Here is a 17407-nt window from a genome sequence, read left to right as displayed (position 1 = left end):
CTGAGTGTACGGACGGCTAACCAAAGAGTGCGCAAGAAAGCAGCCCCCGCCGTTTTTTCCGGAGAGGGCTGCTGCGGATTTTCGGGGCGGTCTGACGGCAGTAGTTGACGGCAACGTCAGCGGACGATGGCTCCGCACGGCGGCGGGTCGTAGCCGTCGTTGCGGGCCGGCTCATCGTTGGCGGGACCGTCCAGGGCGTTGCCGAGGGTGTCGATGGCCTGGCGTTGGAGGCGCAGGCGTACGTGTGCGTAGACGCCGGCGGTGACGCCGATGTGGGCGTGGCCCAACAGCTCCTTGACCACGCCGAGATCGACGCCCTGTTCCAGAAGTAGCGTCGCCGTCGAGTGGCGTAGGTCGTAGAAGCGGATGCACCGGAGTCCGGCTCGGTCGAGGAAGGTGCGGAAGCGGCGGGTGAGGTTGGCCGGGTCGAGAGGTCCGCCGGTCGACGTGGTGAAGACGAGGCCGCCGTCCTGCCAGGCTGACCCTGCGGTCTCGCGCTCCGTGTTCTGCCGTTCCTTGTGCTTCTTGACCCTCCGCCCTACCTCGGGCCGTCGGCGGACGTCGCGCCTTCCCGCCCCATCGCACCTGGAGAGTGCGTTGAGACGAAAGCTTCGAGGTGGTTCCCACGTTCATTGTGATCCGCTCGTCGGGTGAGGCGGCCGGCTTTGCCCCTGCGGCATCGCCACGGTTACGCCGCAGTCCTTCACCGTGGCCTCCCGACCGACAAGATCAATCCGGTCCAGGAGTTCCTGCCCATACGGGCAGTGCGCACCGCGATCCAGCCCAGATCCACCGGGTTTGAGCTGGCGGAGGTCTTGAGGGGCATTACACCGCTGGTTCCTCGCGTCCACCTTCCCGTCTCGCTTGCCGGACCCGCACCGTCCGGTAGTTCCGGTGCGTCCCGTCGTTGTCGGGGCTGCTCTCCACCAGGCCCGGCCGACTCGCCGAGCCCAGCTACCTCCTGCTTCTGCCGTCCCGCTGCGACGAAACGACGGCGTGGGTCTCACACCCGCGCGCGGATCACAGCGCCTCGCGGCGCACGCACGGCCTTTCACCTCCACTCGAACAGCAAGCGCCTCACGGCGCACACTCAGGCAAGCACAAGACCCATGGCCTGCTGTTTCTCGCGCTGACCGACGAGAAGGGCAACCCGATCTGGATCTCCGCGGCCAAGCCCGGCCGGTCCAGCGAGATCACCACCGCCCGCCACAACAAGATCACCGGACACCTGCGGGAAGCGGGCTTCGGCGCCCTGGCCGACCTCGGCTTCGTCGGCCTCGACGACAAACCCGACGACGACCCGGTGATCATCACCGGCCGCAAGGCCACCCGCAACCACCAGCTGACCGCTGCCGAGAAGGAGACGAACCGCCTGGTCAGCCGCGAACGCACCGCCAACGAACACGGCTTCGCGAACCTCAAGTCATGGCGGACCCTGACCAAGCTCCGCACCGACACCCGGCAGGCCACCACGCTCCTGCGAGCCCTGCTCGTCCTGGCGAACAGCGAAGTACAGCGGTGACGAGACGGGCGGACGATCTCGCCCTGACGATCATGCCGCCTATCAGCGTGAGGACCTCACCGGTGGATCACGCCAGCCCCACTGAACTGCGAAAACGAGCTTGGCGCAGCCTCAGTGCGGGTGAGCCTCTGCCGATCCGGCTGTCCGAGGCTGCGGGGCCGTCCTACACTGCTGGCGTGACCGCTGCTTACGACTACGAGGACATGCACCACCTGGTGGACCGGCTCACCCCGACCCAGGTGCGACGCCTGCGCCTGCTCGTCACCCAGGATGAAGAGCTGTCCCAGGTTGCCCGGTCGCTGCCGGCAGTCGACGCGAACGAGGACGAGGAGTCGGTCCCGGCCGGGCTGCTGGCCCTGATCGGCAGCGTGGACGGCCCAGAGGATCTGGCTGAACGGCACGACGACTACATCCGCGAGCGGATGCGCGAGCGCTTCGGCGACTCGGCGTGATTGCCACGGTCCTGGACACAGGGCCCCTGGCTGCGGCGTTCAACGCGGCCGACCGGCGTCACCCGGAGTGCGCCTCCCTGCTGACGTCTCTGACCGGCCGCCGTCTGCTGCCCAGCCCGGTCATGACCGAGGTCTGCTGGCTGCTGGAGCGCTGGCCCCAGGTCGAAGCGGCGTTCCTCGCCGAGGTCGCACGGGGAACATTCGAGCTGGTTCACCTCACCCCCGCTGACCTGACGCGCATGGGTGAGCTGGTCCTCCAGTACGCCGACTTCCCGCTCGGCGGGGTCGACGCCTCCGTCATCGCGGTGGCCGAGCGCTTCGGCGTGGAGCGGGTAGCCACCCTCGACCGGCGGCACTTCAGCGTCGTCAAGCCCGCCCACGTCCCCGCGCTGACACTCCTGCCGTAGCCCGACCAGTGGTCTATACCCTTGACGGCAGCGCTGACGGCAACAAGCACGGAGGCCAGGGCGCAGCCGCGGACACCAGCGGCGCACGAAACCGCCGATGACCTGCGAAAACGCAGGTGGGGAGGGGTACGTAGCACACGTACCATGTGCTGGCGGGGGATGCGCCGGTCCGAGGCGCCAGAGGCCCACAGGAACCCTTCCGGTGGGACCTCTTGACCTGCTCGGCCGCGAGTTCGTCGTCCCGGCCCCGATCCGGACCTGGGTCGCCGACTTCACGCACGTCGCGGCCTGGGCGGGCGTCGTCCACGTCGTGTTCGTCGTGGACACCTTCTCTCGTCGCCTCGTCGCCTCGTCGCCTCGTCGGCTGGCCCGCGTCGATGTCGAAGGAGGCCCAACTCGTCCTGGACGTACTGGACATGGGGCTCTGGTAGCGCGACCGCGACGGCCGCCCACCGGTCCCCGGCGAGTTGGTGCACCACTCCGGCGCCGGGTCGCAAGGCGGATCAACTGGTCGTCCACGGACCTCGAAGCCGTCGCCATGGCGATCAACAACCGGCCCCGCAAGATCCTCGGTTGGCGGACACCGGCCGAGCTCTTCGAAGAACAGCGGGGCTCGCTACAGCAGCCCGGTGTTGCAACGACCGATTGAACTCGCCGAGTACACCTCGCGGCGCTTCGGGCGGGCCTGCCGCCGACTCGGCGTCGTGCAGTCCCCGGGCGCGAGGCGGCTTCGGCGACGCGGGCGCCGTCGGCGTCGGAGACGTAGGGGGTGCGGATGCGGGTGCGGCCGGGGCGGCCCTGCATGGCCATGACCGCGACGCCGACGTAGGTGGGGTCCTGCAAGGTGACCGGGCTGGCGTCGGGCCAGTTGCGGATGGTCTCGCCCAGTGCGGGCGCCGCGGCTTCGACCGTGTTCTGCGCGAAGGACAGCCCGATCGGGCACACGTCGCGGATGAAGGTCGGGACGGCGTCACCGGTCGTCTTCTGGCTGATCAACGGCCAAGTCTCCTCCGAGGGATGGACACAGCTTGTCCACCGTGTGGTGTTCGGGTTGCTGGTCGGTGAGATTCCCGAGGGCTTCCGGGCGCATCCTGCCGGTCCTGGGGGACGGCGCTTTACGCTTTCCTGCAACCAGGGCCACCTGCGAGCCGTGCCGAAGAGGGAAGCGCCGCGGCGGCGGGACCGGGAGAGCGCACGAGCCAGGAGGACGCACCGTCGCCACGGCCACGCGTACACGCTGGAGCACTCGTATCCGGATCTCCGAGGGTTCCGGCATCCCCGAGGGTTCCGGCATCCCCGAGGGTTCCGGCATCCTCCAGGGTTCCGGCATCCTCCAGGGTTCCGGCAGTGCCGGATGCGCCGCGCCGAGAGGGTCAAGAGCCGTCGGGTTCCCCGGGCTCTGTGGGATTTCGTGAGACGTGAGAGGGTCTGAGGCGTGAGTGAGACACCGTCGAACACCCTGCAATACCGCTTTGACGGGCCAGAAGAGGCTCCCGTCCTGATCTTGGGCCCCTCTCTGGGCACCACCTGGCACATGTGGGACCGGCAGGTCCCCGAGCTGGCCCAGCACTGGCGGGTCTTCCGGTTCGACCTGCCCGGCCACGGAGGAGCGCCCGCCTACCCCGCCGGGTCCGTCACCGACCTCGCGGCGCGGCTGCTGAACACCCTCGACGGCCTCGGCGTGCAGCGCTTCGGCTACGCGGGCTGCGCCCTCGGCGGCGCCCTGGGTGTGGAGCTGGCGCTGCGCCGCCCCGAGCGGGTCGCGTCGCTGGCCCTGATCGCCACGTCCCCCCGCTTCGGCACGGCCGACGAGTTCCGGCAGCGGGGCGTGATCGTGCGCAGCAACGGCCTCGACCCGATCGCCCGGTCCTCCCCGGACCGCTGGTTCACCTCCGGCTTCGCCGCCGCCCAGCCCGCGATCACCGAGTGGGCCGTGCAGATGGTGCGCACCACCGACCCCGGCTGCTACATAGCCGCCTGCGAGGCGCTGGCCTCGTTCGACGTTCGCGCGCAGCTCGGCGGTGTCGCCGTGCCCACCCTCGTCCTGGTCGGCTCGGACGACCAGGTCACCGGCCCCGCCGAGGCCCGCACCCTGGTCGCCGGGATACCCGACGCCCGCCTCGCGGTCGTCCCCGGCGCCTCCCACCTCGTCCCCGTCGAGCAGCCGGCCGCCGTCACCGACCTGCTGGTGCGGCACTTCTCCACGGCCTGGCAGCCCGGCTACGACACCGGCACCGGCCAGATGGCCGTCGTCGCCGCCCCCGCCCAGCCGGTCCTGGCCGTGCCGCCGCCGCTGCCCGTGGCCGTCGCCGAGATCGCCCCGCCGTCCGCGCCGGCGCACGCCTCGGCGGGCCGGCCGGACCCGTACGACGCCGGCATCAAGGTCCGGCGCGAGGTGCTGGGCGACGCCCACGTGGACCGGGCGCTGGCGCAGGCCGACGAGTTCTCGGGGGACTTCCAGGAGTTCATCACCCGGTACGCCTGGGGTGAGATCTGGGACCGGCCGGGGCTGGACCGGCGCTCGCGCAGCTGTGTCACGCTGACCGCGCTGGTCGCGGGCGGCCACCTGGACGAACTGGCCTTCCACACCCGCGCGGCCCTGCGCAACGGCCTCACCCCGCAGGAGATCAAGGAAGTGCTCCTGCAGGCCGCCGTCTACTGCGGGGTGCCGGCGGCGAACAGCGCCTTCAGGGTGGCGCAGCAGGTCATCCGGGAGGAGACCACCCCGCAGGAGTGAGCGTCCGCCGCGGGAGCGCGTCAGGATGGACCCATGAAGCTCACGAAGAAGTCGCACGCCTGCGTCCGGCTGGAGAAGTCGGGCCGGACGCTCGTACTCGACCCCGGAGGGTTCAGCGAGGCGGACGCCGCCGCCGGCGCCGAGGCGATCCTCATCACCCACGAGCACCCCGACCACTTCGACGAGGGGCGCCTGCGGGCCGCGATGGAGGCGAACCCGGCCGCCGGGATCTGGACGCTGAAGTCGGTCGCCGATCAGGTCTCCGCGGCCTTCCCCGGCCGCGTGCACACCGTCGGCCACGGCGACACCTTCAGCGCGGCGGGCTTCGACGTCCAGGTCCACGGCGAGCTGCACGCCGTCATCCACCCCGACATCCCCCGCGTCACCAACGTCGGCTTCCTGGTGGACGGCGGCAAGGTGTTCCACCCCGGTGACGCCCTCACGGTGCCCGGCCGGCCGGTGGAGACCCTGATGCTGCCGGTCATGGCCCCCTGGAACAAGATCGCCGATGTCATCGACTACGTCCGTGAGGTCGCCCCGCAGCGCGCCTACGACATCCACGACGCCCTGCTCACCGATCTGGCCCGGCCGATCTACGACCGCCAGATCGGCGCGCTGGGCGGCTCGGAGCACCTGCGGCTGACGCCGGGGGACTCGGCCGAGGTCTGAGCCGAGCGGCCGGGGGAGCGGGCCCGCCGTCGGCTGCGACCGGCGTTGTCGGACCCTCCCGGTAGGTTGGGGGACATGCGCATCGCGACGTGGAACGTGAACTCGATCACCGCCCGACTGCCGAGGCTCCTCGCCTGGCTGGAGAGCAGCGGCACCGACGTCCTGTGCCTGCAGGAGGCCAAGGTCGCCGAGGACCAGTTCCCCCTCGACGCGCTGCGCGACCTGGGCTACGAGGCCGCGGTCCACGCCACCGGCCGGTGGAACGGCGTGGCGGTGCTCTCCCGCGTCGGCCTGGAGGATGTCGTCAAGGGCCTGCCGGGCGACCCGGGCTACGAGGGCGCCGAGGAGCCCCGCGCCGTCTCGGCGACCTGCGGCCCGGTCCGCGTCTGGTCGGTGTACGTGCCCAACGGCCGCGAGGTGGGCCATCCGCACTACGCGTACAAGCTGAAGTGGCTGGAGGCCCTCACGGCGGCCGTCACCGGGGACGCGGGCGGCAGCCGCCCGTTCGCGGTGATGGGCGACTACAACGTCGCGCCGACCGACGAGGACGTCTTCGACGTGGCCGCCTTCGAGGGGCTCACCCACGTCACCCCCGCCGAGCGCGCCGCGCTGGCCGCCCTGCGCGGCACCGGTCTGTCGGACGTCGTCCCGCGCCCGCTGAAGTACGACCGGCCGTACACCTACTGGGACTACCGCCAGCTCGGCTTCCCCAAGAACCGCGGCATGCGCATCGACCTGGTCTACGGCAACGAGCCGTTCGCGGGCGCCGTCACCGACTCCTACGTCGACCGCGAGGAGCGCAAGGGCAAGGGCGCCTCCGACCACGCGCCGGTCGTCGTCGACCTGGAGGTCTAGGGAGTGTTTCGAAAGTAGCGTCGTCCGCCCGCAGGGCGGGCAGGCGGGACTTTCGAAACACTTCCTTGAAGGCTCATGACCTCGGCGCTCAGGGCACCAGCATCCGCAGGTCGACCGAGCCGGCCAGGGCCGCGAGCCCCGCGTCGCCCGGGTGCAGCCGGTCCCCGCTGTCGTAGGCGGGCAGCATCCGGGCGGGCCGCTCGGGGTCGCGGATCACCGCGTCGAAGTCGAGCACCCCGTCGAAGGCGCCGCCGGAGCGGATCCACCGGTTCACCTCGACCCGTTCCCGGTCGGCGGCCGGTGTGCAGCGTGCCTCGCCCTCGCAGGGCAGGATCGTCGCCCCGAGCATCCGCAGACCCCGCGCGTGCCCCCGGTCCGCGAGAGCCCGCAGTCCGGCGATCAGCTGCTCGGCGGGCGTGCCCCAGCGCACGTCGTTGACGCCCTCGAACACCACCGCCGTACGGGCCGAGGTCTGGGCGAGGACGTCCCGGTCGAAGCGGTTGAGGGCGCTCACCCCCGCGGTGTCCGTGGAGACGCCGTCCCCGGGATACCGGTCGGAGACCACGCGGTTGCCGGAGACACCCTGGTTGAGGACTCCGTAGCGGGGGACCGCGCTCTGCCGCAGCAGCCGGGTGGCCAGCACGTTCGGCCACCGCCGGTTGGCGTCCGCCGTCGACCTGTCGCCGTCGGTGATCGAGTCCCCGAGCAGCACCACGGAGCCCGGCCCGCCGCTCACGTCGACCCCCGTCAGCAGCGGCCAGCTGGTCAGCGCGGTGGGGTAGGAGTCCGCCGCGGCCTCCGCGGTGTGGTCGCCCGGTTCGCTGACGTACGAGCGTTGCTGGGCGAGCCGGTGCACGGGCGCGGCGGGCACGGTCCCGGGCAGATGGAAGCTCACCAGCAGATTGGTGTCCGCGGGGACCGCGAAGCCGAGCGGATCGCTGTACGCCTGGGCGCCCGCCGGGATCTCCACGCCCGCCGCGCCGCCGAACGCCACCCGCACCGGCGTCGCCCGCGCCGCCGCGCCCGCCCGCTGGACCGCCACCGTGGCGCTCCCGACGCGTACCGGCCCCGCCGCGAAGGTGTTGTCGAACCGCAGCCGCACCCGCGGTCCGCCGGCGGAGGTGTGCACCACGAGCCGCAGCGTCCGGTCGGTCCACGGACCCACCGTCGGATAGCCGCCGGAGGCGGCCGCCCAACTGCCCGTCCAGCCCGGCGAGGGCGCCCGCACCGACAGCGCGAACACATGCAGCCCCGGCGCGGCCGGCAGCCGTACGGAGGCCACCGCGCGGTCGGCGGCGAGCGGCACGGTCACCACGTACAGCCGTGCCTGCCGGGCGAGTTGGCCCGCCGGGGTGTTGACGCGCGGCAGGGCGAGGGCCTTGGTGGCGAGCGGTCCGGTGCGCCAGTCGGGAGCGGTCAGCCGGTAGCCGGTGGAGGTGCCGTCGAGGTACGTGACCGTCCCGGTGCCGCCGGTGTCGGTGCCCGTGGTGCCCGCCACGAGGAAGGTGAGCCCGTCGCCCCGGCCGCTCACCCGGACGTCCTGCCCCGCGGCCAGCACGTTGTCGGGCCGCCCCGGCGCGCGGCGCGGCCAGGTCAGCCGGGCGCCCTGCACGGTGAGCGTCCGGCCGGGCGTCCAGCCGGCGGCGGCGAGGTCCGTCGCGGACAGGGACGCGCCCGCCCCGTCGAAGTCCGCCTCGGCGGGCCGGGAGTCGGCGCTCACGGCCCGGTTGTCGAAGAGGCGCTCCAGGGGCAGCGGCCCTCCGCCGCCGGCCGCCTGCGCGGTGACCTCGGGCGCCAGCGCGGCGAACAGGGCGAGGACGACAGCGGAACTCCACACACGTCGGCGCAACTCCGACTCCTCCCGTTCACGACCGCCCGGCACGGCGAACTGCCGTACGCGGCACCTCCGGACGCCGCGGCCGGGGCGCGGCGTCCGCACAAGGCGCACGGCGCACGGCGCACGGCGCACGGCGCACGGCGCACCGCGCACCGAGAAAGTAGAGAGGCGCCCGTGACCCGTCAACGAGCCATGCCCGAACTCGGCGTGAACTCGACCGGAACCGGTGGTCCGCGCGCCTGTGGTGCGTTCGACCGTGCGAATGACACGCTGGACGTATGAAGATCCCTTTTCTGGGCGATCGTCCGGAGCGGCGCGGGGCTCCCGACCCCGAAGGCATCGCCGAACTCCTCTCCGAATGCGAGCTGCTGCGCTCCCAGGCGTCCGGTGCGGGGGTGCAACTCGACGACTCGGCCGCCTCGTTGGAGGAACTGGACCAACTGGTGCCGCGCTGGCGGGACGACGAGGAGATCCTGCCCTGGCTCGGCAACGACGCGGGTCTGTACCTGGGCACGGTGATCGTGCGCACGGTGCCCGGGTCGGCCTGGCACCTCTGGCCGGACGGCCAGCCGGTCGTCCGACTGGCCTCCGGGCGTGAGTTCGACGTCGTGGCCGCGGGCCAGGAGTGGGCGGCCAGCGGAGTCCCGGAGTTGTCGCAGTTGTACGCGGAAGTCGCGGAGGCGTGAGGCTCTGACCTGTAGTGGAGAATAAAAACAGCGTAAATACGGCTAATGCCCGAAAAGTGCGTGTCGTGCTTCCAGCCCCCGCGCGCCTGGATAGTTTGCGGCCACAGCTGCACGGCAGAACGACTGGGACGGGCATGGCCGGCGATCCACTGATCGAACCGCACGACGTCGACGAGCACTCCGGTGACACGGGAGCCCCGCGGGGCGCCGGACACGCCGGGGCCGAGGGGGGAGGTGGCCGTGTTCCCGGCCGGCGGCCGCGTCGCGGGGGCTCGGGGTCCCGGGGGGTTCCGTACCGAGACCGCGGGTGAGCGCGCCGCGGGCCGCGTCCCGACGATCCTCCACACCTGAGCGGGGAGTCAGACCCATGCCGAGTCCAACGGCGTTCTCAGGCGCCCGCATCCTCGTCGTGCCGGACCTCGACTACGATGTTTCGTCCGTCCCCCGGGCCATGGAGGTGGCCCCGGCCGCGACCAGGGACACTGCTGCCGGGTGGGGTTCCCCCCACGGCCCCTAGGAACGGGGCGGCAGGGGGCAGCAGTCACAGAGCCATACCCGCCCGGCGCCGGCCGGAGATCACTGCTCGCGCAGTGGCACCGACACGTACGACGGGTCGTTCGCCGGTGAGGAGAAGGTCAGCCGCGCGCCGGACGGGTTGTGCTCGATGTGGCGCGGGTCGACCGCGTCGACGACCACGGCCCTCGGATGCCGTGCCGGGACGTCGTAGTCCGTGGACTACCGCTCCGGGTCGAGGCCGAACGCTGACCGCGTCCCCTTGCCTCAACCACCCCGTCAGTGAGTCGCGTGCCGGTGACGATCGCTGGAACGCGCCGGCCCTCAGGGGGCCCGGTGGGAACTGCGGGCGGGCGCCGTCGTCGGCAGCGGCGCCTGGGCCGCCCGGGTCACATCGGCGACGAGCTCGGTCACATCCGGGCCGTACGCCTGGGAGTTGACCACCTTCAGCAGCAGGACGAAGGTGCTGTTGCCGTGCTTGCGGGCGAGCCGCTCGTGATGGCGGTAGAGATAGCGGGCCGCGGCCTGGTTGGTGATCGCGGTCTGGCCGCAGAACAGGAAGACCGGCCGCGCGCGGCCGGGCTGACCGGTCGTCAGGCGTGCCAGCACCACGTACTCGCCCACCCCCTTCTCCAGGCGGTACCGCTCGGAGCCGATCTGGAACGCCAGTCGGTCCGGGCCCGGTTCGGAGTCCACGTTCACCCGCATCCCGGGCAGCATGGCCCGCATGTGGGCCGCCATGCGCCGGTTCGAGCCGGGGCCGCCGACGCAGAACTCGGTGCGCTCCCCGAAGCCCTGGCGCGCCGCGTCCTGGGTGATCACGTCCGCGTTCGCCCCGCACTCCTTGATCAGTGCGGACAGCTCCAGCAGGGCGAACACGTCGTAGCGGTGCACCGCGAGATCCGGGCTGCCCGCGTCGCGGTTGACCACGAGCACCGACTCGGAGTTGTCCGGCAGCCCGAAGAACGCCTGCTTGCGGCGCAGCCTGCGGTTCCACAGACAGGTGCGGGCCAGCCAGCCGAGCGCGGCGCTGAGGCCGGCCGCGGCCATCCCGAGGACGATGTTGCGCACGTCGTCATTCATGGGCGCGCATGCTAGCGGTCCCCCATGGCCGGTACGTACCGGTGTTCGACGCGCGGCGTTCGCGTGACGGGTGCCGGACGCGGTCTGTCGGGACCTGCGGGATGCGGTTACGCTGCGCGGACGGTCCTGACCGGAGGTGCTGATGCGTCGCCCTGTCGCGCGGAAACTGTCTGTCCTGGCGGTCTCTGCCGCCGTGGTCTCGGTGTCGGCGGCTGCCCCGCCCGGCGCCTCGGCGGCGGGGATCGAGAAGGTGCCCGTGGCCGTCGGGTACGGCGGCGCGGTCTCCAGCGTCGACGCGGACGCCTCCGCCGCCGGCATCGAGGTCCTGCGCAAGGGCGGCAACGCCGTCGACGCCGCCGTCGCCACGGCCGCCGCGCTCGGCGTCACCGAGCCCTACTCCGCGGGCATCGGCGGAGGCGGCTACTTCGTCTCCTACGACGCCGAGTCCCGTACGGTGCGCACCATCGACGGCCGGGAGACCGCGCCGCTGAGCGCCGGGCCCGGCCTCTTCACCGAGAACGGCACGGCGATCCCGTTCGCCGAGGCCGTCAGCAGCGGCCTCAGCGTCGGCACCCCCGGCACCCCCGCCACCTGGCAGCAGGCGCTCGACCGGTGGGGCAGCCGATCGCTGGCAACGGTGCTGAAGCCCGCCGAGCGGCTGGCCCGCGACGGCTTCACCGTCGACGACACCTTCCGCTCCCAGACCGCCGCCAACGAGACCCGCTTCCGCTACTTCCCCGACACCGCCGAGCTGTTCCTGCCGGGCGGCAGGCTCCCGGCCGTCGGCTCCACGTTCAAGAACCCCGATCTCGCCCGCACCTACGCGGAGTTGGCGAGGAAGGGCGTCGGCACCCTGTACCGCGGCGCGCTCGCCGACGACATCGTCGACACGGTCAACAAGCCGCCCGTGGACCCCGCTTCGGGCTGGCGGGCCCGCCCCGGCGACCTCACCGCGAAGGACCTCGCCCGCTACCGCGCCCTCGCTCAGGCACCCTCCAGGACCTCCTACCGCGGTCTCGGCGTCTACTCCATGGCACCCTCCTCCTCCGGCGGCACCACCGTCGGCGAGGCGCTCAACATCCTGGAGAACACCGACCTCTCGCGGGCCGACGAGGTGCGCTACCTGCACCGCTTCATCGAGGCCAGCCGAATCGCCTTCGCCGACCGGGGGCGCTGGGTCGGCGACCCCGCCTTCGAGGACGTACCGACCCGGCAGCTGCTGTCCCAGCGGTACGCCGACTCGCGCGCCTGCCTGATCAAGGACGACGCGGTGCTGACCAGTCCCGTCGCCCCCGGCGACCCGCGCGACCCGGCCTCCTGCGACGCGCGCGGCACGGCCGCCCCCACCACCTACGAGGGCGACAGCACCACCCACCTCACCACCGCCGACAAGTGGGGCAACGTCGTCTCCTACACGCTCACCATCGAGCAGACCGGCGGCAGCGGCATCACCGTCCCGGGCCGCGGCTTCCTGCTCAACAACGAGCTGACCGACTTCTCCTTCACCCCGGCCAACCCCGCCGCGCACGACCCCAACCTGCCCGGTCCCGGCAAGCGGCCGCGCTCCTCCATGGCGCCCACGATCGTCCTCGACCAGCGCGGCAAGCCCGTCGTGGCGCTCGGTTCGCCCGGCGGCGCCACCATCATCACGACCGTGCTGCAGACCCTGACCGGCTTCCTGGACCGCGGACTCCCGCTCGTCGACGCGATCGCCGCACCGCGCGCCAGCCAGCGCAACGCGGCCCTCACCGAACTCGAACCCGGCCTCTACGACAGCCCGTTGCGGGCCCGGCTGGAGGCCATCGGGCACTCCTTCCGGTCCAACCCCGAGATCGGCGCGGCGACCGGGGTGCAGCGGCTGCCGGACGGCCGCTGGCTGGCCGCCGCCGAGAAGACCCGCCGCGGCGGCGGCTCGGCGATGGTGGTGCGCCCCTGAGAGGACGTTCCTGACAGGACGGTGGTGCGCCCCTGACCGGCCGGGGCGCTGCCCCTGACAGAAGGAGCGCCCGCTCACAACTCCGGTGCGGGCGGCAGCTCTTCGGCACGGAACGTGAGCGCGCCGTCCGCCACGTCCACCGTGACCCGGCCGCCCTCGCCGACCCGGCCGTCCAGGAGCAGCCGGGAGAGCCGGTTGTCGACCTCGCGCTGAACGGTGCGGCGCAGCGGCCGGGCGCCGTACTCGGGCTGGTAGCCGCGCGCGGACAGCCAGTCGACGGCCGCCCCGGTGAACTCCACCGCGACGCCCTGGGCCTGGAGCAGCCGGCGGGTCCTGTCCAGCAGCAGATCGGTGATCCGGGCCAGCTGCTCGGGGGTCAGCTGGTCGAAGACGACGATCTCGTCGATGCGGTTGAGGAACTCCGGCCGGAAGCTCTGGCGCAGCGGCCGCAGGACGCGCTCCGTACGGGCCTCCTCGGCGGCCTGCCGGTCGCCGGCGCCGAACCCGATGCCGGCGCCGCCGCGGCTGATCGCCTCCGAGCCCAGGTTGCTGGTCATCACGACGACGGCGTTGCTGAAGTCGACCGTGCGGCCCTGGGCGTCGGTCAGCCGCCCGTCGTCCAGGACCTGGAGCAGGATGTTGAAGACGTCCGGGTGCGCCTTCTCGATTTCGTCGAGCAGCAGCAGCGAGTACGGGTGGCGCCGCACCACCTCGGTGAGCTGACCGGCCTCCTCGTGGCCGACGTATCCGGGCGGGGCGCCGACGAGCCTGCTGACGGTGTGCCGCTCCTGGTACTCGCTCATGTCCAGGCGCACCATGCGCTCCTCGCTGCCGAACAGCGCCTCGGCCAGCGCCCGCGCGAGCTCGGTCTTGCCGACACCGGTCGGCCCGAGGAAGAGGAAGCTGCCGATCGGCCGGTCGGGGCTCGCGAGTCCGGCCCGCGAGCGCAGCACCGCGTCGGCGACCACGCGCACCGCCTCGTCCTGCCCGACGACCCGCTCGTGCAGATGGGCCTCCAGGCCGAGCAGCCGGTCCTTCTCCTCCTCGGTGAGACTGCTCACCGGGATGCCGGTCTGCCGGGACACGACCTCCGCGACGGCCTCCGCGGTGACCTCCAGGTGCATGCCCTCGTCGATCTCCTCGTCGGCCGAGGAGTCCGCGATGCGCCCCTTCAGTTCGACGATGCGGTCGCGCAGCCGGGTCGCCTGCTCGTACTGCTCGTCGGCGACCGCCTGGTCCTTGTCCCGGGTCAGCTGCTCGACCTCGCGCTCCATGGCCCGTACGTCCGTGCCCTTGGTCCGCGAGCGCAGCCGCACCCGGGCACCCGCCTGGTCGATCAGGTCGATCGCCTTGTCCGGCAGCCTGCGGTCGGTGAGATAGCGGTCGGCGAGCTCCACCGCGGCGACCAGCGCCTCGTCGCTGTAGCGGACCTGGTGGTGGGCCTCGTAGCGGTCGCGCAGCCCGCGCAGGATCTCGATCGCGTCGGCGGCGGTCGGCTCGGGCACCAGGATCGGCTGGAAGCGCCGGGAGAGCGCCGCGTCCTTCTCGATCCTGCGGTACTCCTCCAGCGTGGTGGCGCCCACGACGTGCAGTTCGCCGCGGGCGAGCGCCGGCTTGAGGATGTTCCCGGCGTCCATCGCACCGCCCTCGCCGCCGCCCCCGGCACCCACCACGGTGTGCAGTTCGTCGATGAAGACGATCAGCCGGTCGGAGTGGGCGCGGATCTCGTCCACGATGCCGGTGAGCCGTTCCTCGAAGTCGCCCCGGTAGCGGGTGCCGGCGACGACGCCGGCCAGGTCCAGCGCGATCACCCGCCGGCCGCCGAGCACGTCGGGCACGTCGTCGTCGGTGATCCGCTGCGCCAGCCCCTCCACGACGGCGGTCTTGCCGACGCCCGCGTCCCCGATCAGCACCGGGTTGTTCTTGCCGCGCCGCGAGAGCACCTCGACGGTCTGCTCGATCTCCTCGTCGCGGCCGATCACCGGGTCGATCCGGCCCCGGCGGGCGAGGTCGGTGAGATCGCGGCCGTACTTGTCCAGGGTGGGGGTGCCGGTGTCGGCGCGGGGGCGCTGGTCGGCGAGGGAGCGCGCGCCGTCGGCCTCGGGGGCGTCGGCGGGCATGCCGGTCGGGGCGAAGCGGGCCGCGTTCAGGATGTGCCCGGCGGCCGAGTCGGGGTTGGCGGCCAGCGCGCTGAGCACGTGCTCGGGGCCGATGTACCCGGCGCCGCGCGCGCGGGCCAGGTCGTGCGCGTCGAGCAGGGCGCGCTTGGCGGCGGGGGTGAGGGACAGCGAGGTGGGCGGCGGGGCCTCGCCCGGCGGGTGCTGGGCGGGCCCCGAGCGCTCGTCGATCTCCGTGGCGAGCGAGTCGGGGTCCGCGCCGGCCCGGCTGAGCAGGCCCCGGGTGGGTTCCGCCGAGAGCGCGGCGCGCAGCAGGTGCTGGGTGTCCAGGTCCCGGCTGCCGTGCTCGGCCGCGTACTGGGCGGCCCCCCTGACCAGTTCGCGCGCCGGCTGGCTGAGCAGCCGGCCGATGTCGATCTGGCGGGGTCCGGGGCGCGGTCCGCCGAAGAAGCGGCCGAGGAATTCCCCGAAGGCGTCGTAGTCGTCGGGACCGCTGAAGCCACTGGTCATGGCGTTCCCATCCGGCGTCCCTGCGCGGGCAGGGTCGCCCTCGCTGATCGACGTGCCGGAATCGGGTGACCCGGGCGCAACCCGGTTGCACCCGGCCGCGTTCGCAGAAACACCTTCGCACGAACGAGGGGCCGGGGCACCTTCGGCACGGGCCGGGTCCCGCGCCGCCGCGGGCCCGCACGGGGGTGCCGCGGGGAGTCCGGTGCCGGGCCCGCCCGCGGCCCGCTCAGTGCCCGCTCAGCGCTCGGTCAGGACGCGCGGTCCGGCCTCGGTGACCGCCACCGTGTGCTCGGCGTGGGCGGCCCGTGAGCCGTCGTTCGTGCGCAGGGTCCAGCCGTCGGGGGCCGCGTGGTAGCCGTCCCGCCCGCTCGCGAGGAGCATCGGCTCGATCGCGAGGACCATGCCGTGCCGCAGCCGCATCCCCCGGCCCGGACGGCCCTCGTTGGGCACCCCCGGGTCCTCGTGCATCCTGCGGCCGATGCCGTGCCCGCCGAAGCCGTCCGGGATGCCGTACCCGGCGGCGCGGCACACCGAGCCGACGGCGTGGGCGATGTCGCCTATGCGATGGCCGACGACGGCCGCCTCGATGCCCGCCGCCAGCGCGCGCTCCGCCGTCTCGATGAGCCGCACGTCCTGCGGGCGCGCCTCGCCGACGGTGAAGCTGATCGCCGAGTCGCCCGCCCAGCCGTCGAGGAGCGCGCCGCAGTCGACGGAGACCAGGTCGCCGTCGCGCAGCCGGTAGTCCGTCGGGATGCCGTGCACGATCGCGTCGTTCACCGAGGCGCAGATGACGGCGGGGAACGGGGTGGGGGCGAAGGAGGGCCGGTAGCCGAGGAAGGGGGAGGAGGCTCCTGCCGCGCGCAGCACGCCGCGGGCCACCTCGTCCAGCTCCAGCAGGGAGACGCCCACGTCAGCGGCCTTCTTCACGGCGGTGAGCGCCTGGCCCACCACCTGCCCGGTCCGGTACATCGCGTCGATCGACTCGTCCGTCTTCAGTTCCACCATGCCAATTACTATACCGGTATTAGAATGGCGTCATGGTGCGCACCCCTCTCACCCCCGAAGAGCGCGAACGCGGCGAGCGGCTCGGCCGGCTGCTGCGCGAGGCGCGCGGCCCCCGCAGCATGGCGGAGGTCGCCGCGAGCGCCGGCGTCTCCGCCGAGACGCTGCGCAAGATCGAGACCGGGCGGGCGCCGACCCCCGCCTTCTTCACGGTGGCCGCCCTCGCGGACGCCCTCGGGCTCTCGATGGACGAACTCGTCGGGCGCTGCGCCCCGGCGGTCGGGGCGGCGGCCTGACGGCGGCGCCGGCCGTGCCGCCGCGGCCGCTCCGGGCGGGTGCGCGCGTCCGGCGTGCCGGGGTGCGTTCGTCACGTTCCGGCGGCATCTGCGCACGCTGCGTTCCGCCGGAAAACTCCCCGTAGCACCGTCGTAACACGACTGGTGTTGCCTGACGGACCGGAGTGCTCCGGTCTGGCGGGAGTGGGACGATGACGGTCAATCAACTCCCTTCCGGTGTGGGGGAGTTCGCGGACTATCTGAACGGCCTCATGGCGCGGCTCGATCAACGCGGCGGCTGGTGCCGGGTGTTCTGGCGGCGCGACCCGGAGGGCCTGCGGGCCTGCCTCGACGGGCGTGAGGTGCCGCCCTGGGACGTGGTGGAGTCCCTGCTCCGCGACCTCGGGGGGCAGTACGGCCCCGGCGGCGTCGGCCCGGAGGCCGGACGGGCCCGCGCCCTGCACACCGCCGCCCTGACCGCGTTCGACGCCCGCCCCGGAGGCCGGGACGCCCTCGGCGACCGGCTCGGCCGCATGCTCCGCGAACAGCGCGTCGCCGCCGAACGCCGGGCGGAACTGGACCGGTTGCTCTCCGTCGCGTCCGGCCCGCAGCGGACCGAGGCTCTCCGCCTCGACCTTGCCTGGGCCCGCGACGACCACGAACGGGCCACCGCCCGCTGCACGGAACTCCGCGCCCGCCTCTCCCGCCTCGACCACGCCCCTGACGGTCCCCGCGCCCACGGTCCCCGCGCCCACGGCACCGGGTCCCTCGGGGACGACGCGGGCGCGGCGGGCGGGGGCAAGGGG

At 72.9% G+C, this 17407-nt stretch carries 13 protein-coding genes and 4 pseudogenes; 11 read left to right on the top strand and 6 right to left on the bottom strand.

Annotation, left to right across the window (positions count from 1 at the left end):
* Positions 1-116: 116 nt before the first annotated feature.
* Positions 117-530, bottom strand: a pseudogene (locus SZN_RS39090) (tyrosine-type recombinase/integrase); the annotation flags it as partial.
* Between the two features lie 377 nt (positions 531-907).
* On the opposite strand from SZN_RS39090, the gene SZN_RS42830 reads away from it, so the two are divergent.
* The 7 genes and pseudogenes from SZN_RS42830 (at position 908) to SZN_RS27365 (ending at position 6642) form a co-directional block, all read left to right on the top strand.
* On the top strand, positions 908-1522 hold the full coding sequence (locus tag SZN_RS42830) for a transposase family protein (protein WP_007501198.1): 615 nt from the start codon (positions 908-910) through the stop codon (positions 1520-1522).
* Positions 1523-1698: 176 nt separating this feature from the next.
* Positions 1699-1974 (top strand): hypothetical protein, encoded by a 276-nt coding sequence (locus tag SZN_RS27385; protein WP_244313425.1) that lies wholly within the window; start codon positions 1699-1701, stop codon positions 1972-1974.
* The gene (locus SZN_RS27380; protein WP_007501194.1) at positions 1971-2381 is read left to right on the top strand and encodes a type II toxin-antitoxin system VapC family toxin; all 411 of its coding nucleotides are present in this window, start codon (positions 1971-1973) and stop codon (positions 2379-2381) included. The genes SZN_RS27385 and SZN_RS27380 overlap by 4 nt, the downstream gene beginning before the upstream one ends.
* 508 nt (positions 2382-2889) lie before the next feature.
* Positions 2890-3030: pseudogene (locus tag SZN_RS40125) on the top strand (IS30 family transposase); the annotation flags it as partial.
* A gap of 786 nt (positions 3031-3816) precedes the next feature.
* Positions 3817-5118, top strand: coding sequence for a bifunctional 3-oxoadipate enol-lactonase/4-carboxymuconolactone decarboxylase PcaDC (gene pcaDC / locus SZN_RS27375; protein ID WP_043733429.1), 1302 nt, complete (start codon positions 3817-3819; stop codon positions 5116-5118).
* A gap of 33 nt (positions 5119-5151) precedes the next feature.
* On the top strand, positions 5152-5787 hold the full coding sequence (locus SZN_RS27370) for an MBL fold metallo-hydrolase (RefSeq protein WP_007501188.1): 636 nt from the start codon (positions 5152-5154) through the stop codon (positions 5785-5787).
* 75 nt (positions 5788-5862) lie between these two features.
* Positions 5863-6642, top strand: coding sequence for an exodeoxyribonuclease III (locus tag SZN_RS27365; protein ID WP_007501187.1), 780 nt, complete (start codon positions 5863-5865; stop codon positions 6640-6642).
* 88 nt (positions 6643-6730) lie between these two features.
* On the opposite strand, the gene SZN_RS27360 is transcribed toward SZN_RS27365, so the two are convergent.
* Positions 6731-8491: an SGNH/GDSL hydrolase family protein gene (locus SZN_RS27360; protein WP_043733425.1), complete on the bottom strand. Its 1761-nt coding sequence runs from the start codon at positions 8489-8491 to the stop codon at positions 6731-6733.
* Positions 8492-8757: 266 nt separating this feature from the next.
* On the opposite strand from SZN_RS27360, the gene SZN_RS27355 reads away from it, so the two are divergent.
* Positions 8758-9165, top strand: a complete 408-nt coding sequence (locus tag SZN_RS27355; RefSeq protein WP_007501182.1) for a DUF6278 family protein — start codon at positions 8758-8760, stop codon at positions 9163-9165.
* Between the two features lie 576 nt (positions 9166-9741).
* Here SZN_RS27355 and SZN_RS39075 read toward each other — a convergent pair.
* Positions 9742-9900, bottom strand: a pseudogene (locus SZN_RS39075) (acyl esterase); the annotation flags it as partial.
* A 102-nt stretch (positions 9901-10002) separates the two neighbouring features.
* On the bottom strand, positions 10003-10761 hold the full coding sequence (locus tag SZN_RS27350) for a hypothetical protein (protein ID WP_007501176.1): 759 nt from the start codon (positions 10759-10761) through the stop codon (positions 10003-10005).
* Positions 10762-10903: 142 nt separating this feature from the next.
* On the opposite strand from SZN_RS27350, the gene ggt reads away from it, so the two are divergent.
* On the top strand, positions 10904-12697 hold the full coding sequence (gene ggt / locus SZN_RS27345; protein ID WP_007501174.1) for a gamma-glutamyltransferase: 1794 nt from the start codon (positions 10904-10906) through the stop codon (positions 12695-12697).
* 74 nt (positions 12698-12771) lie between these two features.
* On the opposite strand, the gene SZN_RS27340 is transcribed toward ggt, so the two are convergent.
* Entirely contained in the window at positions 12772-15324 is a 2553-nt protein-coding gene (locus tag SZN_RS27340; protein ID WP_007501172.1) for an ATP-dependent Clp protease ATP-binding subunit, read from the bottom strand.
* Positions 15325-15561: 237 nt separating this feature from the next.
* Positions 15562-16329 carry a type I methionyl aminopeptidase gene (map, locus tag SZN_RS27335; protein WP_007501170.1) on the bottom strand — a complete coding sequence of 256 codons (768 nt, stop codon included), beginning with the start codon at positions 16327-16329 and terminating at the stop codon, positions 15562-15564.
* Positions 16330-16361: 32 nt separating this feature from the next.
* On the opposite strand from map, the gene SZN_RS27330 reads away from it, so the two are divergent.
* Together SZN_RS27330 and SZN_RS27325 are read left to right on the top strand one after the other, a co-directional pair.
* A complete protein-coding gene (locus tag SZN_RS27330; RefSeq protein WP_007501168.1) occupies positions 16362-16622 on the top strand; it encodes a helix-turn-helix domain-containing protein in 261 nt (86 codons plus the stop codon).
* Positions 16623-16813: 191 nt separating this feature from the next.
* Positions 16814-17407 (top strand): annotated as a pseudogene (locus tag SZN_RS27325) (hypothetical protein); the annotation flags it as partial.

Origin of the sequence: Streptomyces zinciresistens K42 (assembly GCF_000225525.1) — a bacterium.
Lineage (GTDB): Bacteria > Actinomycetota > Actinomycetes > Streptomycetales > Streptomycetaceae > Streptomyces > Streptomyces zinciresistens.
Note: the sequence above shows the minus strand (reverse complement) of the source record. Positions and strands in the feature narration are given on the sequence as shown.